General features: G+C 64.1%; 16 protein-coding genes. 11 read left to right on the top strand and 5 right to left on the bottom strand.

What is annotated here, in order from left to right; genetic code table 11:
• Nucleotides 1–56 precede the first annotated feature (56 nt).
• The 3 genes from gyrB to dnaA form a co-directional block, all read right to left on the bottom strand.
• Entirely contained in the window at nt 57–2,561 is a 2,505-nt protein-coding gene (gyrB, locus tag GTP90_RS14475) for a DNA topoisomerase (ATP-hydrolyzing) subunit B (protein ID WP_161084214.1), read from the bottom strand.
• 67 nt (nt 2,562–2,628) lie between these two features.
• Nucleotides 2,629–3,735, bottom strand: coding sequence for a DNA polymerase III subunit beta (gene dnaN / locus GTP90_RS14480; RefSeq protein ID WP_161084215.1), 1,107 nt, complete (start codon nt 3,733–3,735; stop codon nt 2,629–2,631).
• A 105-nt stretch (nt 3,736–3,840) separates the two neighbouring features.
• Complete coding sequence (dnaA, locus tag GTP90_RS14485) at nt 3,841–5,238, bottom strand: chromosomal replication initiator protein DnaA (RefSeq protein WP_117015706.1); 1,398 nt, start codon at nt 5,236–5,238, stop codon at nt 3,841–3,843.
• Nucleotides 5,239–5,624: 386 nt separating this feature from the next.
• Here dnaA and rpmH point away from each other — a divergent pair, with 386 nt between their 5' ends.
• The 7 genes from rpmH (at nt 5,625) to GTP90_RS14520 (ending at nt 12,548) form a co-directional block, all read left to right on the top strand.
• A complete protein-coding gene (gene rpmH, locus GTP90_RS14490; protein WP_040378179.1) occupies nt 5,625–5,759 on the top strand; it encodes a 50S ribosomal protein L34 in 135 nt (44 codons plus the stop codon).
• A 36-nt stretch (nt 5,760–5,795) separates the two neighbouring features.
• Nucleotides 5,796–6,236 (top strand): ribonuclease P protein component, encoded by a 441-nt coding sequence (gene rnpA, locus GTP90_RS14495; RefSeq protein ID WP_161084239.1) that lies wholly within the window; start codon nt 5,796–5,798, stop codon nt 6,234–6,236.
• A complete protein-coding gene (gene yidD, locus GTP90_RS14500) occupies nt 6,233–6,505 on the top strand; it encodes a membrane protein insertion efficiency factor YidD (RefSeq protein ID WP_161084216.1) in 273 nt (90 codons plus the stop codon). Before rnpA ends, yidD begins: the two co-directional genes overlap by 4 nt.
• A gap of 11 nt (nt 6,506–6,516) precedes the next feature.
• Nucleotides 6,517–8,214 (top strand): membrane protein insertase YidC, encoded by a 1,698-nt coding sequence (yidC, locus tag GTP90_RS14505; RefSeq protein ID WP_161084217.1) that lies wholly within the window; start codon nt 6,517–6,519, stop codon nt 8,212–8,214.
• 67 nt (nt 8,215–8,281) lie between these two features.
• Nucleotides 8,282–9,661, top strand: a complete 1,380-nt coding sequence (gene mnmE / locus GTP90_RS14510; protein WP_161084218.1) for a tRNA uridine-5-carboxymethylaminomethyl(34) synthesis GTPase MnmE — start codon at nt 8,282–8,284, stop codon at nt 9,659–9,661.
• A 253-nt stretch (nt 9,662–9,914) separates the two neighbouring features.
• A complete protein-coding gene (locus tag GTP90_RS14515; protein WP_161084219.1) occupies nt 9,915–11,879 on the top strand; it encodes a tetratricopeptide repeat protein in 1,965 nt (654 codons plus the stop codon).
• A gap of 63 nt (nt 11,880–11,942) precedes the next feature.
• Nucleotides 11,943–12,548 (top strand): glutathione S-transferase family protein, encoded by a 606-nt coding sequence (locus GTP90_RS14520; RefSeq protein ID WP_256369104.1) that lies wholly within the window; start codon nt 11,943–11,945, stop codon nt 12,546–12,548.
• Nucleotides 12,549–12,559: 11 nt separating this feature from the next.
• Here GTP90_RS14520 and GTP90_RS14525 read toward each other — a convergent pair whose 3' ends face one another.
• Nucleotides 12,560–12,865, bottom strand: coding sequence for a BrnA antitoxin family protein (locus tag GTP90_RS14525; protein WP_161084220.1), 306 nt, complete (start codon nt 12,863–12,865; stop codon nt 12,560–12,562).
• A gap of 77 nt (nt 12,866–12,942) precedes the next feature.
• Nucleotides 12,943–13,866, bottom strand: a complete 924-nt coding sequence (gene gcvA, locus GTP90_RS14530) for a transcriptional regulator GcvA (RefSeq protein WP_256369103.1) — start codon at nt 13,864–13,866, stop codon at nt 12,943–12,945.
• Nucleotides 13,867–13,961: 95 nt separating this feature from the next.
• Between gcvA and gcvPA the strand changes: the two genes are divergently transcribed.
• From gcvPA to GTP90_RS14550, 4 genes are read left to right on the top strand one after another with little or no spacing between them, the layout of a single operon-like run.
• A complete protein-coding gene (gcvPA, locus tag GTP90_RS14535) occupies nt 13,962–15,359 on the top strand; it encodes an aminomethyl-transferring glycine dehydrogenase subunit GcvPA (protein WP_161084222.1) in 1,398 nt (465 codons plus the stop codon).
• Nucleotides 15,356–16,942: an aminomethyl-transferring glycine dehydrogenase subunit GcvPB gene (gene gcvPB, locus GTP90_RS14540; protein WP_161084223.1), complete on the top strand. Its 1,587-nt coding sequence runs from the start codon at nt 15,356–15,358 to the stop codon at nt 16,940–16,942. Before gcvPA ends, gcvPB begins: the two co-directional genes overlap by 4 nt.
• Nucleotides 16,939–18,072, top strand: coding sequence for an ATP-NAD kinase family protein (locus tag GTP90_RS14545; RefSeq protein ID WP_161084224.1), 1,134 nt, complete (start codon nt 16,939–16,941; stop codon nt 18,070–18,072). Before gcvPB ends, GTP90_RS14545 begins: the two co-directional genes overlap by 4 nt.
• A 44-nt stretch (nt 18,073–18,116) precedes the next feature.
• Nucleotides 18,117–20,627 (top strand): TonB-dependent receptor, encoded by a 2,511-nt coding sequence (locus GTP90_RS14550; RefSeq protein WP_161084225.1) that lies wholly within the window; start codon nt 18,117–18,119, stop codon nt 20,625–20,627.
• Nucleotides 20,628–20,671: the final 44 nt, after the last annotated feature.

The raw sequence follows: 20,671 nt of genomic DNA on the forward strand, positions 1-20,671 counted from the left end.
GAGAATGCAAAAAAAAACGGCCCGAAGGCCGTTTTTCAATTCTTTAGCGACAAATCTTAGACGTCGATATTGCCAGCGCGCAGAGCATTGTTCTCAATGAACGCACGACGCGGCTCCACATCATCACCCATCAGCGTAGTAAAGATCTGATCCGCAGCAATCGCATCCTCGATCTGCACCTTCAGCAGACGACGAACGGTCGGATCCATGGTGGTCTCCCACAGCTGATCCGGGTTCATCTCACCCAGACCTTTGTAGCGCTGCTTAGACACCACACGTTCCGCCTCATCGCGCAGCCACTCCATCGCCTGGTGGAAGTCCACCACGGCCGATTCCTTGGTGCGCTCCCCTTCGCCGCGGCGCACGTAAGCGCCTTCGCCGATCAGGCCCTTGAACGTGGCTGCCGCGCTGGCCAGCACGCCGTAATCCGCGCCCTGCACGAAGTCCGCGTCGATCGCGCTGACCTTCACGTTACCGTGATGCATACGCTCGATGCGCAGCGCGTGTTTCTCGGACAGCTCATCCGATATCACCGTCACCTTCACGCTGATATCGTTGATCTCCGCCACCAGCGCGCGCGCCGATGCCTCGGCCTGCTCCAGCGTATCCAGGTTCAGGGTCACGCCGGTCATGATGGCGGTCAGCGCCGCACGGTCGATCACGCGCGTCAAACGCATCATGATGATGTTGGCCAGGTTGAACTGGCGCACCAGCTCGGCCAGCGGTTCGCCGACGATAGGATCGGCGCCTTCGCGCGGCATCAGCGCGGCGGTGTTCAGCGCCACGTTCATCATGTAGCTTGCTTCTTCCGCGTCATCCTTCAGGTAGCGCTCGTCGCGGCCGGCCTTGACCTTGTACAGCGGCGGTTGCGCGATGTAGATGTGGCCGCGCTCGACCAGTTGCGGCATCTGGCGATAGAACAGCGTCAGCAGCAGCGTGCGGATGTGGGCGCCGTCGACGTCCGCATCGGTCATGATGATGATGCGGTGGTAGCGCAGCTTCTCGACGTTGAATTCGTCCGGGCCGATCGACGTGCCCAGCGTGGCGATCAGCGTGGTGATCTGTTCCGACGACAGCATCTTCTCGAAGCGCGCCTTTTCCACGTTCAGCACCTTGCCTCGCAGCGGCAGGATCGCCTGGAACTTGCGGTCGCGGCCCTGCTTGGCGGAGCCGCCTGCGGAGTCACCCTCGACGATGTACAGTTCGCACAGCGCCGGATCTTTTTCCTGGCAGTCGGCCAGCTTGGCCGACAGGCCCAGGCCGTCCATCACGCCTTTGCGGCGGGTCAGGTCGCGGGCCTTGCGGGCCGCTTCGCGCGCGCGCGCCGCTTCGACGATCTTGCCGCAGATGATCTTGGCGTCGTTCGGCTTTTCCTGCAGGTAGTCGGCCAGCGTCTTGGCGACGATCTCTTCGACCGGGCCGCGCACTTCGGACGAGACCAGCTTGTCCTTGGTCTGCGACGAGAACTTCGGCTCAGGCACCTTGACCGACAGCACGCAGGTCAAGCCTTCGCGCATGTCGTCGCCGGAGATTTCCACCTTGGCCTTCTTGGCGAATTCCTGCTCGTCGATGTACTTGTTGATGACGCGGGTCATCGCGGCGCGCAGGCCGGTCAGGTGGGTGCCGCCGTCGCGCTGCGGGATGTTGTTGGTGAAGCACAGCACCTGTTCGTTGTAGGCGTCGTTCCACTGCATCGACACGTCCACCGAGATGTTGGTGCCCTGGTCCGACAAACGCTCGCCGGTGGCCTGGAACACGGTCGGGTGCAGCACGGTCTTGGCTTTGTTGATGTACTCGACGAAGCCGCGGGTGCCGCCTTCGAACGCGAAGATCTCTTCCTTGCCGGTGCGCTGGTCGGTCAGCTTGATGTTGACGCCGTTATTCAGGAACGACAGTTCGCGGATGCGCTTGGCCAGGATCTCGTAGTGGAATTCGACGTGGCCGAAGATGGTCTCGTCGGCCCAGAAGTGCACGTCGGTGCCGCGCTTGTCGGTTTCGCCGATGACCTTGATCGGCGAGACGGCCACGCCGTCGCGCGTTTCCAGTTCGCGGTTGACCGGCACGCCGCGCGCGAATTCCATGAAGTGGACCTTGCCGTCGCGGCGGATGGTCAGCTTCAGGGTTTTCGACAGCGCGTTCACGCACGAGACGCCCACGCCGTGCAAACCGCCCGACACCTTGTACGAGTTCTGGTCGAACTTGCCGCCGGCGTGCAGCTCGGTCATGACGATCTCGGCGGCGGAGCGCTTCGGATCGTGCTTGTCGTCCATCTTCAGGCCGGTCGGCACGCCGCGGCCGTTGTCGGTGATCGAGATCGAGTTGTCCGAGTGGATGGTGACGTGGATTTCCGTGCAGTGGCCGGCCAGCGATTCGTCGATGGAGTTGTCCAGCACTTCGAACACCAGGTGGTGCAGGCCGGTGCCGTCCGAGGTGTCGCCGATGTACATGCCCGGTCGTTTGCGGACGGCTTCCAGACCTTCGAGGATCTGGATCGATGCTGCGCCGTATTCTTCGGTTTTGGCCGGTACTGGGACTGGATTCTCTTCTGGGATGGCGGACATGTGCTGCTTTCTCTGTTATCGATTACTGGTGTTCTGACGGCGGCTGCAAAGGTTAAGCTGCGATGCGTTAAATGCGCATCGGCATGACGACGTACTTGAAGTCGGCATTGTCCGGGATCGAGATCAGCGCGGACGAGTTCGAATCGCCCAGCGCGACGTTGACCTGGTCGCACTTCAGGTTGTTCAACACGTCCAGCAGGTAGGTCACGTTGAAGCCGATGTCGACGCTGTCGCCGCCGTAGTCGATCTCCAGTTCTTCCACCGCTTCCTCCTGGTCCGCGTTGGTCGAGCTGATCTTCATGCTGCCCGGCGTGATGATGCAGCGCACGCCCTTGAACTTATCGCTGGTCATGATGGCGGCGCGTTGCAGCGAGCGCAGCAGCTCATCGCGGCCGATCGTGAATTCGTTCTTGTAGCCTTTCGGGATCACGCGCGTGTAGTCGGGGAACTTGCCCTCGACCAGCTTGGAGATCAGCTCGATGTCGGCAAAGGTCAGCTTGACCTGGTTGGCGGCGATGTCCAGCTGCACGGTCTCGTCGTTCTCTTCCAGCAGGCGCTGCAGTTCGATGATGGTCTTGCGCGGGATGATCACTTCCTGGCGCTCGAACGATTGCTCGGTCTCGACCTGGCAGAAGGCCAGGCGGTGGCCGTCGGTGGCCACGGCGATCACGTTCTTGCCGTCCAGGACCAGCAGCAGGCCGTTCAGGTAGTAGCGGATGTCCTGCTGGGCCATCGAGAAGTGCACCATGTTGAACAGGTGCTTCAGGGTCTTTTGCGGCAGCGTGACGGAGGCGCTGTAGCTGTCGGCCTGCTGCACGGTCGGGAATTCCTCGGCGGCCAGGGTCTGCAGCGCGAAGCGCGATTTGCCGGTCTGGACCGTCAGGCGCTTGTTCAGCAAGGTCATCGTCACGTCGCCCGATTCAGGCAGCGCGCGCAGGATGTCGAGCAGCTTGCGCGCGGCCACGGTGGTGCCGGTCACTTCGCTGCCGGAGCCGATGTCGGCGTTGGTGGTGATCTGGACTTCCGTGTCGGTCGACAGGAAGGATACGCTCTCGCCCTCTTTGCGGATGAGGATATTGGCCAGAATCGGCATAGTGTGCCGACGCTCGACAATACCGCTCACGATCTGCAGTGGCCGGAGAAGGGTATCTCGGGTGGTTTTGACCAATTGCATAGATTATCCTCAATAGTAAAGATTAAACGATATTTTTATAACTATATTGCCTTGTGAGCAGCCGTGCTTTTTTGCCTAGATCATAAAGGCATTCCTATCGTCCGGCTAGCCTTTCAGCGTTTGCTCCAGCACGTGCAGCTCGTGGTTGCATTCCGGGTTCTTGGTGCGGTCCAGCGCGATCTTGCGCACGGCGTGCAGCACGGTCGTGTGGTCGCGGCCGCCGAACAGTTCGCCGATCTCGGGCAGGCTCTTCTGCGTCAGCTCCTTGGCCAGGTACATCGCGATCTGGCGCGGCCGCGCGATATTGGCCGGGCGACGCTTGGAGTACATGTCGGCCACCTTGATGTTGAAGAAGTCCGCCACCGTCTTCTGGATGTTTTCCACCGAGATCTGCCGGTTCTGCACCGACAGCAGATCCTTCAGCGCTTCCTTGACGATGTCGATCGTGATGTCCTTGCCGTGGAAGCGCGAGTACGCCAGGATCTTGCGCAGCGCGCCTTCCAGCTCGCGCACGTTGGAGCGCAGGTGCTTGGCCACGAAGAAGGCGACGTCGTCCGAGAAGGTCACGCCTTCCTGCTTGGCCTTCTTGAGCAGAATCGCCACGCGCATCTCCAGCTCGGGCGGCTCGATCGCCACCGTCAGGCCGGAATCGAAGCGCGAGATCAGGCGGTCGTCCATGCCGGTGATTTCCTTCGGATAGGTATCCGAGGTGATGATGATCTGCTTCTTGGCCGCGATCAGCGCTTCGAACGCATAGAAGAACTCTTCCTGCGTGCGGCTCTTGCCGCCGAAGAATTGAATATCATCGATCAGCAGCATGTCGAGCGAGTGATAGTAGTGCTTGAAGTCGTCGAAGCCCTTGCGCTGGTAGGCCGTCACCACGTCGCGCACGTACTGCTCGGCGTGGATGTAGCGGATCTTGGCGCCTGGCTGGTCGGCCATCACCTGGTTGCCGATCGCGTGGATCAAGTGGGTCTTACCCAGGCCGACGCCGCCGTAGAAGAACAGCGGGTTGTACGACACGCCCGGATTGTTGGCCACCTGGATCGCGGCGGCGCGCGCCAGCTGGTTGGCCTTACCGGTGACGAAGCTGTCGAAGGTGAGGTCGGTGTTGATGCGGCTCTGCTCGCGGCGTGGCGCGGCCGAGGCCGGCAGCTCGGGCACCGACGGCACCGGATCGTTCGCGCGGGCGTTGCCGTTCGGCGCGCCGTCGTTGTAGTCGGGAGCGGGCACCACGGTGGCCGGTTTTTTCGGCAGCGCCAGACGCGGGTCGAGCACGAACTGCACCTCGGTCGGCGCTTCCCAGTACTGGCACGCCAGCGCGGTGATGCGGCTGGCGAACTGGGTCTTGACCCAGTCCAGCTTGAACCGGTTGGGCGCGGCCACACGCAGCTTGCCCGCCTCGTAGTCGAGGGGGATGAGCGGTTTTATCCACGCGCTGAACTGTTGCGGCGTCAGCTCCAGCTCCAGCTGGGCGGAGCAGGTCTGCCAAAAATTTTCCATGAATCTTTATCTATTCTTTACTGCTGATCAGGGTGTCGGTGAACCTGGGTTCGCCACACGTAACGCGCTATTCTACTCTCGCCGGCGCAAGTTATCCACAGGCACGACGCTTATTTTCGCAGTCCGGGCGGCCGAACGGCGGCCGCCGGAGGCCATCAGTTGTTGACAAGCGGGAGCTAAATGTTGATAATTCAGGGTTCCCCGCCCGTATTCCTAGTTTATTCACATGAACGTCAATATGGAGTAAGCGTGGATTTAGCGGGCGATGAGATGGACCCAGCTTGTGCCGGTAGCGTTGGCATGGGTGCGCGAAGTGTCATTGGCACCAAAAACTGACGGGGCCACAACCCGATTTTGCATTTTTTTCTGCTTTTAGCGAGACCAACATGAAACGTACTTACCAACCTTCCGTTGTACGCCGTAAGCGTACCCACGGCTTCCGCGCACGTATGGCTACCCGTGGTGGCCGTCAAGTGCTCAACGCACGTCGCGCCAAAGGCCGCAAGCGTCTGGCTGTATAAGCCAACTGCTTGTTAGCTGATCGCGTGGAAAGCTGTATTTCAAGCGGCTCGACAGGCGAAGGTTCACACGACTTCGCGCGCGTTCGGCGTATCGTTAAAACGGATGAATTTTCATCCGTTTTTCGTTTGCGCCCTACCCAAAAAAGCGCGCACTTTGTGCTTTACACCCGTCTGAATGAATTGCCGCATGCGCGGCTGGGCGTCGTTGTGGCCAAGCGATTTGCGCCGCGCGCCGTCACGCGCAACACGATCAAGCGCGTCACCCGCGAACTGTTCCGCCAGACCAGCCTGCCTGCGATCGATTGCCTGATCCGCCTGGCCAAGCCGGTCAACAGCAAGGACGGGCCGGCCACCACTGCCAAGCTGAAAGCGGCTTTGCGGGTGGAACTGGCACGTCTGTTCGCGCAGGCCAAGACGGCCAGGCCGCCCAAACCGGCCTTGCCTTCGGCGCCGCCGCCTCCATCTGAGGCCCCATGAAAACTCTGCTACGCTTGCTGCTGCGCTTTTACCAGCTGGCCATCAGCCCGCTGATGACGCCGAGCTGCCGCTTTCATCCGAGCTGCTCGAACTACGCGCTGGAAGCGTTGCAGGTGCATGGCGCCGCGAAGGGCAGCCTGCTGGCGGTCAAGCGCGTGTGCCGCTGCCATCCGTGGAATCCGGGCGGGCATGATCCGGTCCCCTTGGGGCCTCCGGGTGACAAAAAGACGAATTCCTCTACGACCGCTTGCGGTTGCAACCACTCCTGACAAATAGCCTAATGGATATCAATAAACGTACCATCCTGTGGATCGTGTTTGCCGTGTCGCTGGTAGTTCTCTGGAACAACTGGATGGTCTCGACAGGCAAGCCTTCCATGTTTGCTCCCGCCCCGGCGCAAACCGCCAAGGCCGCGGAAGCGAAGAAATCCGAACTGCCGGCCGCCTCCGCGACTGCGGCTGCCGGCGCCGCCGCACTGCCGGGCGCGCCCGCTGCGGCCGAGCCGTTCAAGAGTGAGCGCATCACCGTCACCACCGACCTGTTCCGTGTCGACGTCGACACCCTGGGCGGCACCATCAAGCGCCTGGAACTGCTGAAGTTCAAGGACGGCGTGGACCCGACCAAGAACCAGGTGCTGTTCGACGTGGACGCCGGCACCGGCAAGACCTATCTGGCCCAAACCGGCCTGATCGGCGCGCCCGGCCTGCCGAACCACCAGACCGGCTTCGTGGCCAAGCCAGGCCCGCGCATGCTGGGCGACGGCAACCAGGTGCAACTGGTGCTGGAAGCGGAATCGGCCGGCGTCAAGCTGACCAAGACCTTCACCTTCAAGCGCGGCGACTACACCATCGACGTGCGCCACGACGTGACCAACGTCGGCGCCGCTCCGGTCAAGCCTGAGCTGTACCTGCAGCTGGTCCACGACGGCAACAAGCCGGCTGGCGACTCCTACTTCAACAGCAGCTACACCGGCCCGACGCTGTACACCGCCGAAGACCACTACAAGAAGCTGAAGTTCGAGACGCTGGAAAAAGAAGCCGCCGAAGCCGCCAAGACCGGCAAGGACGCCGTGCAGGATCACCCGACCAAGGCCGACAACGGCTGGTTCGCGATCTCGCAGCACTTCTTCGTCTCGGCCTTCGTCCCGCAGGACAAGCTGGCGCGCACCATCTTCACCAAGAAAGTGACGACCAACCAGTACGCGATCGGCACCATCCAGCAGCTTGGCACGCTGGCGCCGGGCGCCACCGTCAGCAACGACGCGCGCCTGTACTCCGGCCCGCAGCAATCGAAGCTGCTGGAGCAGGTCACCCCTGGCCTGGAACTGGTCAAGGACTATGGCTGGCTGACCATTATCGCCAAGCCGATCTTCTGGGTCATGGACCACATCCACCAGGTGCTGGGCAACTGGGGCTGGACCATCATCGCCTTCACCATCCTGATCAAGCTGGCGTTCTTCCCGCTGTCGGCCGCCGGCTACCGCAGCATGGCCAAGGTCAAGCTGGTCACGCCGAAGATGCAGGCGATCCGCGAGCGCTACAAAGGCGATCCGGCCAAGATGAACCAGGCCACCATGGAACTGTACAAGGCCGAGAAGATCAACCCCCTGGGCGGCTGCCTGCCTATCCTGGTGCAGATGCCGGTCTTCATCGCCCTGTACTGGGTGCTGCAGGCGTCGGTCGAGATTCGCGGCGCGCCGTGGATCGGCTGGATCACCAACCTGGCCGCGCCAGATCCTTGGTACATCCTGCCAGTGCTGTACGCGATCTCGATGTACATCACCACCAAGCTGAACCCGGCTCCAGCCGATCCGATGCAAGCGAAGATGATGCTGTTCATGCCGCTGGCGTTCTCGGTCATGTTCTTCTTCTTCCCGTCCGGCCTGGTGCTGTACTGGGTCGTGAACAACGTGCTGTCGATCGGCCAGCAGTACGTGATCTCCAAGAAGTTCGCGCCGCCTGCGGCCGCCAACTCCTGATCGCCAGCTGATGTTGCAGAAAAGCCCGTGTTAATCGCGGGCTTTTTTTTACCTTACAATTCCCCTTATGAATATCGACTCTTCCCCCATCGCCGCCATCGCCACCGCACCGGGACGCGGCGGCATCGGCGTGGTCCGCGCCTCCGGCAAGAACCTGCAGCCGCTGATCACCGCGCTGTTCGGCGCCACCGCTTTGCAGCCGCGCCACGCCACCTACATCCCGTTCAAGCAGGCCGACGGCGCGCTGATCGACCAGGGCATCGCCATCTGGTTCAAGGGCCCGCATTCCTACACCGGGGAAGACGTGCTGGAACTGCAGGGCCACGGCGGCCCCATCGTGCTGCAGCTGTTGCTGGCGCGCGTGCTGGAGGCGGGCGCCGAGATGGGCCTGCGGCTGGCCGAGCCGGGCGAGTTCACGCGCCGCGCCTACCTCAACGACAAGCTCGACCTGGCGCAGGCCGAGGCCGTGGCCGACCTGATCGACGCCTCCACCGAAGCCGCGGCCAAGTCGGCGTCGCAATCGCTGTCGGGCGCGTTCTCGAAGACGGTCAACGCGCTGGTGGACGGCGTGACCGGCCTGCGCATGCTGGTCGAGGCCACGCTGGACTTCCCGGAAGAGGAGATCGACTTCCTGGAAAAATCCGACGCGCGCGGCCAGCTGGCAGGCATCGTCGAGGCGTTGGAGCAGGTGTTCAAGCAGGCGTCGCAAGGCGCGCTGCTGCGCGAGGGCTTGAACGTGGTGCTGGTCGGCCAGCCCAACGTCGGCAAATCGTCGCTGCTGAACGCGCTGGCGGGCACGGACGTGGCCATCGTCACGCCGATCGCCGGCACCACGCGCGACAAAGTCACCGAGACCATCCAGATTGAAGGTATACCTCTAAACATCATCGACACCGCCGGCATCCGCGCGATCGACGAGGGGGTGGACGTGGTCGAGCGCATCGGCATCGAGCGCACCTGGGGCGAAGTCGGCAAGGCCGACGTCATCCTGCACCTGCTGGACGCCGACCACGGCCCGTCGCGCGCGGACGAAGGCATCGTCGCCGCCTTCCCGGCCGGCGTGCCGGTGCTGTGCATCTGGAACAAGATCGATCTGTCGGGCCACAAGCCTGGCGTCGATCCGATGGAGGATGCCACGCACGTCTACCTGTCGGCGCACGAGCACATCGGCATCGACTTGCTGCGCGCCGAGCTGCTGCGCATCGCCGGCTGGCAGCAGACCGGCGAATCGCTGTACCTGGCGCGCGAGCGTCACCTGATCGCGCTGAAGAACGCCGGCGCCCACCTGGCGCGCGCCGGCGAGCACGCGGCGCAGAACGACCAGTCGCTGGACCTGTTCGCGGAAGAGCTGCGCTTGGCGCAGGTGCAGCTGTCCAGCATCACCGGCGCCTTCTCGTCGGACGACCTGCTGGGTGTGATCTTCTCCCGTTTCTGTATCGGGAAATAAGCAACTCGAGGTTCAGGCCGCCAAGGGCGCGGGCTGAACCTGCATGGGGTTTTGCAGGAAGCGTTGCTCGGCTTGCCAGACATCGTAGGCACTTTGCTCCGCCAGCCACAGGCGCGCCTCGCCACCGCGCTCCAATATCAAACGGACGCGGTCATCGCCACGCCGGTCGCCGCACGGTTGCGAGAATTCGATAGACGTCGAGTTGTTGACTTTCCTATAATGCGGCCAAGACTCCACTCAAGAATCGCCCTCCATGTTCAAGCGCCTCCTGTCCGCCCTGTCCGGTAAAAAAACCGAAGCTTCCGACTCCCCTCCAGTGACGGAAGTCCGCCCGGGCGGCAAGGAAATGATCACCGTCTATGACGTCTACGGACACGAACTGAACATCACGCGCAACGAGTGGCACGACAGGATATTCCTGCCTAGCCTGAAGCAGAATTGGAACGAACCCGACGAACTCTACCGATTGATATTCTCCAGCCTCGACGACGGCTTCCCGGCCGATCTGCAGCGTGCCGCGCAGCGCTTGCTGGAAATCGAGACCATGCCCGAACGCGGCCATACCATGCTGGGCATCGTGCTGTTGAAGAACGGCCAGTTCGACGCGGCCGAAGCCACGCTGCGCGCCGGCATCGAGAAGGTCGGCGAATCCGGCACGCTGCTGACCAATCTGGCCAAGGTACAGGCCGAGCGGGGCGACGAGGCGCTGGCGGATGAAACGCTGTGGCGCGCGGTCCAGGCCGATCCGAACCAGGAAAACGGCTTGATGTGGTGGGCGTCGATCCAGCGGGAGCGCGATGGCGAGCCGGCCTATCTGAAAGCGCTGCAAACCGCCGCCGCCTTGCCGGGCAGCTGGTGCCCGCAATTGTGGCTGGCCCGTCATCATCTGGAAAAAGAGGAATTCGCGGCGGCGCGCGCGCTGTACGAGCAAGTACTGCAAGGCGGCCGATATGACCGCAGCGCGTTGACGATGATGTCCAGCGACATGGGCAGCAGCGGACAAATCCCGCTGATATTGGAACTGATCGCTCCGGCCTTCGACGAGCATCACCACGATCCGATGGCCGGCCTCAACCTGCTGCGCGCCTGCCAGGAACTTGGCAAGGTGGAGGAGGGCGTGGCGCTGCTCAACCGCATGGTCGCGCTGGGTTTCCCGCCCATCAAGCAGCACCTGGATCAGTTCGCCGAAGTGTTTGATCGGATGCGCGCGCAAGCCGCGCACTCCACGCCCCTGGACGAAGCGAACCTGGAAGTCGCCCACATCTCCTTGACCCGGCCGATCTGGCAATATGGCCTGCGCGATGCGGACTGGCTGTTCGCGACGAAGCCCGACAGCGCACCGGGAATCTGCTTCTTCGCGCTCACAAAAATCACCGACGGAACCGCACCAGCCGAATCCCAACGCGAAGACGATTGGGGACGCGAATCCCGCGCGATTCCCCTGTACCTCACGGAAGCCGCGCACTACTGGAGCGATTACGCCGCCAGCTGCAACATCCTGATCATAGAGGGCAACGGCCCGGTCCTGTCGGGCACCGAAAACGACGCCCAGGCATTGTTCGACATCGTGCCGGCGGGGACGAAATATATCATCACCGGCGAAGTCGGCTGCACAGGCGAAGGCAAGTCCGCCCGCTGGACCATCGCCCTGCACCTGTGGGATTGCGGCACGCGAACTGAACAGGTGAGCGAACGCGGCAGCGCAACGGAAGACGAATTGAGCGCCCTGGTGCTGTCGTTGGAAGAACGCCTGCTGGCGCACATCGGCCACAAGCGCGAGCAGCCGCTGGACGCGTTCTACCAGCGCCCCACATTCGAAGTCATGGGGGCTTATTTGACCGAGCTGGACCAGTCCTTCATGCTGCACTTGCTGGCCAGCGGACATATGCCAAAATCCATGATGTGGGGCGAACGCTCCATGCTCGACTGGCCGCTCGCCATCGCGCTGCACTGGTCCACGGCCGATGTTCCAAAGCTGATGTACCTCTCCACCCTCGGCAAGGCGCGCGGCTACCAGTCGGACGTGCTGCCGGAATACAAGGAGCGCAGCCTGGCGCTGCTGCGTGACACCGGGCCGGCGAACAGCGTAGCTTCCCGCGTGGCGCCGTTTGCGTGGGCACTGTTCGGCATGACGGACGAGCTCGAGAAATTCATCCAGAACCTGCCTGCCGACGCCGACCCAACCTACGTGGCATGGCTGAAGCGCATTGCGGAGTAAACCATGATCCTCTACCACAGCATCGCCGCGCGTTCCTTCCGTCCCCTGTGGATGCTGGAGTAACTGGAGCTGCCGTACGAACTGCGCATGATGGCCTTCCCGCCGCGCGTGCACGACAAGTCCTACCTCGACATCAATCCCTGCGGCACCGTGCCGGCCTTCTTCGACGGCGACATGCGGATGACGGAATCGGCGGCGATCTGCCAGTACCTGGCCGAGCGCCATCCGGCGGCGCGGCTGAACGTCGCGCTGGACGAGGCGGACTACGGCGCGTGGCTGAACGCGCTGCACTTCGGCGAAGCCACGCTGACCTTCCCGCAAACGCTGGTGCTGCGCTACAGCCGCTTCGAATCGCCGGAGCGCCTGCAGCCGCAGGTGGTGGAGGACTATTCGCGCTGGTTCCTGTCGCGTCTGAAAACGTTGACGCCACACTTGGAGCAACACGAGTTCCTGTGCGCCGGACGCTTCACGGCTGCCGATGTCTCGGTCGGCTACGCGCTGCTGCTGGCCGAGCAGCTGGGACTGCACACATCGTTCACGCCGGCAGTCGCCGCGTATTGGCAGCGGCTGCGCCAGCGTCCCGCCTTCCTGCGCGCGCAGGCGGCGGAACGCGCCGCCGCATCGGCGCAGGGTGTACCGCAGCGCGCCGCGACAGAGCTGCCTGGGTAGTCGGCGTCCGGTCAGGGCGAGTTTGTCTTCAGCCAGTCCCGCAAGGCCTCGTTCATGCGAGCTTGCCAGCCGTCCCCTGTGGCCTTGAAGACGGCGACGATGTCGGCGTCGAAGTACATAGTCAGTGATTGCTGTGGAGTGATGCGCGTGGGCTTGCTGTTGCGGATAGCCTCTTCGGCGGCCATGGCAAATTCCTTCTTCGTGACGACACGGTCGCCTATCATCGGCGTCGCGTTTTGAAAGAAATCGTCGGTCAATTCGGGCGCGTCGTCCGGGTCAGTCCATGTGCCGGGTGTGGCGTTTGATTTCACGTTCATTGGCATACCTCATCGAGATGATGCGGCGCGCCTTGCCGCGTGGCGTCCGCGAGGTCGAATCGATTTATGCGACTATTTTAACTGCTCCCCGGGTCGGTCTCCTGCCGCGCCTCATCGCGCAGGAAGTCCGAGAACCACGTCAGCGCCTCCTGCTCGGTGCGGGTGGGGCGCCAGCACATGTAGTAGGCGCCTTGCGTGGACAGCGTCTGGCTGAATGGACTGACCAACGTCCCGCGCCGCAGGTCGTCGCGGATCAGCGCCATGCGGCCCAGCGCGATGCCCTGGCCGTTCAGCGCCGCCTGCATCAGCGCATTGCTGTCGTCGATCAGCGGCCCGCGCAGCGCCAGCGATGGCGCCAATCCCGCCTGCTCGAACCATCGCTCCCAATCGTCGCAGCTGTCCTCATGCAGCAGCGTGTAGTGCGCCAGATCGGACGGCTCCAGCAACGGCGGGCCGTCCTTCAACAGCGCCGGTGAACACACCGGCAGCAGCTCGGTGCCGAACAGGCGCTCGCACTCCACGCCCGGCCACTTGCCATCGCCCCACCGTATCGCCAGGTCGATGCTGTCGCGACCCAGGTCGGTATGCATCACCGTATGCACCAGCCGCACCTCCAGCTGACTATGCGCCGCCAGAAAACGGTCCAGCCGATGCACCAGCCAGCGCGAGCTGAAGGCCGGCGTCACCGCGACCGTCAGCCGCTTGCGGGCGCGGCCCTCGCCCTGCGCCAATTGCGCCAGCACGCGGTCGATGCGGCCGAAGGCGTCGACCAGGCTGCGCTGCAAAATCGCCCCTTCGCCGGTCAGCGTGATGGCCCGCGTCATGCGCTTGAACAGCTTGATCTGCAGCGCCTCCTCCAGCGTCTTGATCTGGTGGCTGACCGCCGCCTGCGAGATGCACAGCTCATCGGCGGCACGGGTAAAACTCATGTGCCGCGCCGTGACTTCAAACGTTTTCAACTGCCGCAACAGACTGGAAGAATGAACCAAGACGTTCTCCATGCATGAATTTTTCTAATGTATCGCATGCATACTGATCATTTGTCAATGTTATTTCGCTCCTACAAGATGGGGTATCCCGATCAACTGGAAATGACATGGAACCTGGCAAACCGTTTACCCATCCCTACATCCCCAACTCGGTGCCCGCCGTGCGCGACGCCATGCTGCGCGCAGTGGGCGCCACCAGCACCGAGGACTTCTTCGCCGACATCCCCGCCGCGCTGCGCATGCAGGCGCCGCTGGCGATCGCCGCGCCGCACCTGTCGGAGGCGCGCCTCAAGCGCCACGTGGACAGCCTGCTGCGCAAGAACAGCCACTGCGCCGGGCAGCTCAGCTTCCTGGGCGGCGGCTGCTACCAGCATCACGTGCCGGCCGTGTGTGACGAGATCAACGGCCGCAGCGAGTTCGCCACCGCCTACGCCGGCGAGCCGTATGACGACCATGGCCGCTTCCAGGCGCTGTTCGAATACTGCAGCATGATGGGCGCATTGCTGGAGATGGACGTGGTCAACGTGCCGGTGTACGACGGCATGCAGGCCGCCGCCACCGCCGTGCGCATGGCGGGCCGCCACACCGGCCGGCGCCGCGTCGTCGTCGCGGGCCACGTCAATCCGGACAAGCTGTCCATGATGAACACCTACGGCCGCGCCGATCTCGATTTCATCACCGCGCCGTTCGATCCGGCCACCGGCCTGCTGGAGCTGGCCAAGGTGAAGCGCCTGCTCGACCAGGACACCGCCGCGCTGTATGTCGACATCCCATCCTTCCTCGGCACCATCGACGACGGCGCCGCGCTGGCCGCCGCCGCGCATGCGGTGGGCGCGCTGTTCGTGGTCGGCGTCGATCCGGTGTCGCTGGGCGTGCTGGCGCCGCCGGCCACCTACGGCGCCGACATCGTCTGCGGCGACATCCAGCCGCTCGGCATGCACATGAACTACGGCGGCGGCCAGGGCGGCTTCATCGCCACCCATGACGATCCCGCCATCGTCATGCAGTATCCATCGCGGCTGTTCGGCATCGTGCCGACCAGCGTGCCGGGCGAGTACGGCTTTGGTGATGTCGCCTACAGCCGCACCTCGTTCGACAAGCGCGAGAACGGCAATGAATTCGTCGGCACGGCCGCCGCGCTTTGGGGCATCACCGCGGGCGTGTACCTGGCGCTGATGGGGCCACAAGGCATGACCGAACTGGCCACCGGCATCGCCCAGCGCACTGCCTACGCCAGGCAGCGCATGGCGCGCATCCCCGGCGTGCGGATCGCGCACGCGGGCAGCTGCCACTTCCGCGAGTTCGCCGTCAACTTCGACGGCACCGGCCTGCCGGTGGCCGCCGTCAACGCCGCCTTGCAGCAGCAGGGCGTCTTCGGCGGCCATGACCTGAGCGCCTCCTTCCCCGCGCTGGGCCAGTCGGCCTTGTACGCCTTTTCCGAAGTCCACACGCAGGAAGACATCGACCTGCTGTGCGCAACGCTAGAGAAAGTCCTCCAACAATGAACGCCATGGAAAACATCGCCCACCACCGCAAGCAGCAGATGCGCCGCTACCACCAGGCGCGCTGGGACGAACCGGTCATCTTTGAGCTGAGCCAGCCCGGCGAACGCGGCATCCTGGTGCCGGAAGTGGAGCCGGACATCGTGCGCGCTGCGAGCCAGCCGCTGGCCGGGCTGCCCGCCGCCATGCTGCGCCAGCGCGCGCCGGCGCTGCCGGAGATGTCGCAGAACCGCGTGCTGCGCCACTACCTGCGCCTGTCGCAGGAGACGCTGGGCGCGGACCTCAACGTCGACGTGGGGCAGGGCACCTGCACCATGAAGTACAACCCCAAGATCAACGACCAGCTGGCGCGCCAGCCCGGCATGGCGGAGCTGCATCCGCGCCAGCCCGACAGCACCGTGCAAGGCATGCTGGAGGTGATGGACAAGCTGGAAGGCGTGCTGCGCGAAGTGTCCGGCATGGATGCCGTATCGTTGCAGGCGCGCGGCGGATCGCAGGCCATCTTCGCCAACATGGCGATGGTGCGCGCCTGGCACGAGAGCCGTGGCGATGCGGGCCAGCGCGATGAGGTCATCACCACCATCTTCTCGCACCCGTCGGACGCCGCCTGCGCCAAGCTGGCCGGCTACCGGGTCATCACGCTCTACCCGGATGCGAACGGCTACCCCGACCTGGAGGCGCTGAAGGCTGCCGTGTCGCCGCGCACGGCGGCGCTGGTGATCACCAATCCGGAGGACACCGGCATCTTCAACAGCCGCATCCGGGAATTCGTCGATGTAGTGCACGCGGCCGGCGGCTTGTGCGTGTACGACCAGGCCAACGCCAACGGCCTGCTGGGCATCGCCCGCGCGCGCGAGGCGGGTTTCGACCTGTGCCACTTCAACCTGCACAAGACCTTCGCCACGCCGCACGCCTGCGGCGGGCCGGCGGTCGGCGCGGTGTGCTGCACGGCGGCGCTGGCGCCGTTCCTGCCCGGCCCACTGGTGCGGCACAAGGACGGCCGCTACACCTTGGTGGACGGCGCGGCGCAGTCGATCGGCAAGATCAGCAGCTTCACCGGCACCGCCTCTATCATGCTGCGCGCCTACGCGTGGATCATGAACCTGGGCGCCGAGGGCTTGCGCACCGTGTCCGAGATCGCGGTCCTGAACAACAACTACATGATGCACGAGCTGCTGAAGATCGACGGCATGGCCGCGCCCTACGCGGCGGGCAAGCGCCGCATCGAGCAGGTACGCTACAGCTGGGCGGGCCTCACCGAGGCCACCGGCGTGACGTCGGAGGAAATCGGCCTGCGCGCCGCCGACTTCGGCGTGCATTACTGGACCAGCCACCATCCCTACGTGGTGCCGGAACCGGCCACCATCGAGCCGACCGAATCCTATTCGCGCGCCGACCTCGATGAATTCATTGGCGTGATGCGTCACATCGCCGGCGAGGCGCACAGTGATCCGGACCTGGTCAAGACCGCGCCGCACAACTGCCCCGTGCATCGTGTGCAGGGCGAGATGCTGGACGATCCGGAGCGCTGGTCCATCACGTGGCGTGCCTACCAACGCAAGCTGGGCGAGCGCGGACTGGCATGAAGATTGGACTGGTGGTCAATCCCTGGGCCGGCATCGGCGGCCCTGCCGGCCTCAAAGGATCGGACGGCGAGGCCAGCGTGCGGACGGCGCTGGCGGCCAGCAGCACGCCGCAGGTGGCCGCCCGCATGGCCGCCATGTTCGCGGCTTGCGGCAGTGCGGCGCACGCCGTCAGCTGGTACACGGCCGACGGCGACATGGGCCTGTGCGCGCTGCATGCTGAGGGCTTGCAGGCCAGCGCAGTGGTGCCGGTCGCATCGCCGTCGCAAGCGGCCGACACGCGCCGCGCCAGCCGCATCCTGGCCGGCATGGGGATGGACCTGCTGGTATTCGCAGGCGGCGACGGCACCGCGCGCGATGTGCTGGACGGCCTGCGCGATGCCGGCGCGATCAGCAGCTTGCCGGTGTTGGGCGTGCCGGCCGGCGTGAAGATGCAGTCGGCGGTCTTCGCCAACCATCCGACTGCTGCGGGCCTGCTGCTGCGCCAGTTGCAGCAGAACGGCCTGGCCGTCCGCAGCGACGCCGAAGTGATGGACCTCGACGAAGACGCGCTGCGGCAAGGCCGGATCGAGCCGCGCCTGTACGGCTATCTGCAACTTCCACTGGCGCCGTCGCTGACGCAGGGCGGCAAGTCACGCCACGCCAGCGGCAGCGGGGCGCAGCGCATGGCCATCGCCCGCAGCTTCGCGGAAGGGATGGCGGCGCGTTCGCTGTACCTCGTCGGCCCCGGTACGACCACGCAGGCCTTGCTGTCGCTGCTGGGCGTGGACGGCACCCTGCTGGGCGTGGACGCGGTGCGGGGCGACGGTACGCTGCTGGCGCGTGATGCCTCGCGTCGCGAGCTGGAAGACCTGGCCGGGGATTGGCAATCGCCGCCGCACCTGGTGCTGTCGCCGATCGGTGGCCAGGGACTGCTGCTGGGACGGGGCAACCAGCAGATTTCACCGCGCCTGCTGCGCGCGGCCGGCAGGCGCGGGCTGCACGTGCTGGCGCCGCCGGACAAGTTGATGTCGCTGCACGGCGGCGTGCTGCGCATCGACAGCGGCGATGCGGAACTCGATGCGCAATTCAATGGGTATTTGCCGGTGACGACCGGCTACCGGGAGCAGACCATGTGGCCGGTCTCGGTGTAGCGGCAGCAAAGCAGGACATAACGATAACTATCTGGAGATTCCAAATGAGACAAAAAACCGGGTTGACCCTTTCGGTCGCCACACTGGCCCAGTTGGCGGCCATGCACGGCGCGCAGGCGCAAACCGCGCCCGACGCGGCGGGCGCCCCCGACAAGGCCGCGCCCATCCAGGAGGTGGTCGTCACCGGCACCACCGCCAAGAACCGTACCAAGCTGGAATCGTCGGTCGCCATCACCACCGTGGACCTGGCCAAGCTGGAGAAGCTGGCGCCGCATAGCCTGGCCGATTCGCTGCAGCAGGTGCCGGGCCTGTGGGTGGAGGCTTCCGGCGGCGAGGTGTCGAACAACGTCTCGCCGCGCGGCTTGAGCGGCGGCGCCGCGTTCCAGTTCATCAGCCTTCAGGAAGACGGCCTGCCGGTGATCTACGACGGCGAACTGGTGGACGTGTTGATGCGCGAGGACGTGACCATCAAGCGCTTCGAGGCGATCCGTGGCGGCACGTCGGCCATCCTGTCCACCAACGGACCGGCGGCCATCGTCAACTTCATCAGCCAGAAGGGCACGCAGAAGCCGCAGGGCGAGGTCAAGGTCACCGTCGGCGACTACGGCATGGTGCGCACCGAGGGCGTGTATTCGGGTCCGATCAACGACGACTGGACCTACGCGGCCGGTGGTTACTACCGCGAAGGCAAGGGCGTGCGCCCGATCGGCATCACCGCCGACCATGGCGGCCAGTTCCGCCTGAACCTTACGCGCAAGCTTGAGCGCGGGGAGTTGAACCTGTCGGCCAAGTACGTCAATGACCACAACACCTTCTACCTGCCGATCCCGCTGACGAATCCGGGCAACCCGACCGGCGTGCCGGGTGTGAACCCGCATTACGGCTCGCTGGACGGCCCGGACCTGGCGCGCATCACCAACCAGACCACCAACGGCCCCGTGACCACCGACCTGCACACCGGCTTCCACGTGCTGGCCAAGGTGATCGGCGCGGACCTGCAGCATGAGCTGGGCGGCGACTGGTCGTTCCGTAACAACGCGCGCTACACCCGCTACGACGTCGCGCCGCATTCGGTGTTCAATGGCCCGAACAGTTATCTGGTCCGCGCCAGCAACCGGCTCGATCCCGCGCAGTCGGGCGACGTGGCGGCGCTGCTCAAGCGCTTCGGCGGCACCGCCAAGCTGGCCTACGCCGGCAGCGGACAGCTGATCAACGATCCCTCCACCCTGAACGGCAACGGCTTCACCACCGACGCCGTGGCCGAGACGCGCTTCCGTTCACTGGGCCATTTCATCGACAAGCTGTCGGTGACGAACGAGAACGACAAGAACAGCTTCACCGCCGGCATCCTGTTCGCGTCGCAAAAGCTGTATGACGATTCCGACTACGGCGCCCGCATCATCACCGACGTGCGCGACCAACCGAGCCGGCTCGATATCGTCGCCGTCGATGGCAACAACAAGATCCTCGGCTACCTGTCGGACAAGGGCGTGCTGCGCAACGGCTACTTCTACGAGCGCCACAAGGGCGATTTGAAATCGTTCTCCTACTTCGTCAACGACGAATGGAAGGTCAGTAACAACCTGCGCCTGGATGCCGGCGTGCGCTACGAAGTGGCTCGCTACGATGTGCAGGACGAGGGCGTGCTGGCGGCGGGCGACGACCTGCCGGGCGACAGCCTGACCGGCGGCGCCATCATCCCCGGCGCGCTGAATCCGGACGGCAGCGACAGGGACAACATCATCGCCAACAACTACATGCGCCGCGCGGGCACCGGCGTGTGGACGCGCAAGCAGAAGACGATCAAGGAAGCGTCGTACACGGCGGGCTTCAACTACGCCTTCAATGACCACGTGGCCACGTATGGACGCTATGCCAGCGGCACCAACATGCCGACCTTGTACAGCACCGACAGCTTCGTCGATGGCGCTAGCCGGCTCAGTTTCACCGAGGCGGGCGTGCGCTACATCTCGCCGTTCTGGACCACGTCGGCCACGGTGTTCCACACCAAGTTCGACAACCTGTCCTTCGGCGAAACCAACCAGGCCACGGGCGACTTCCGCCAGGTGTTCGTCAAGACGCTGTCCACCGGTGTTGAGCTGGAGGGTGTCATCAAGCCGTTCAAGCAGTTCTCGCTGGAGTACGTGGCTACTTTGCAGAAGGCCACCATCAACGGCATCGATCCGAACGCGGAGGAGGCCAAGCAAAACGGCAACCAGGTGATGCGGACGCCGAACACGCAGGTGCGGCTGATCCCGACGCTGCATTTCGGCTTCGGCGATGTGTTCCTGGTGTACAGCCATATCGGCAAGCGCTTCGCCGACTTTGAAAACGCGCTGGCGCTGCCTGCCTATCATGTGATCGACATGGGTGCGGAAATCAATATCGACAAGAAGTGGAAGCTGAATCTGAAAGTGAACAACGTGACCAACTCGATCGGCCTGACCGAGGGTAATCCTCGCAGCGGCTTTAACCAAAGCTCGAACGGCAGCTTGTTCTACGCGCGGCCTATCCTGGGGCGCAATGCCACGGCTTCGTTGTCCTACCGCTTCTGATGTGCAGGGGCCGGGCGCGCCTAGCGCCTGGCCTCAACGTGTTA

Source organism: Duganella vulcania, assembly GCF_009857655.1.
Lineage (GTDB): Bacteria > Pseudomonadota > Gammaproteobacteria > Burkholderiales > Burkholderiaceae_D > Rugamonas > Rugamonas vulcania.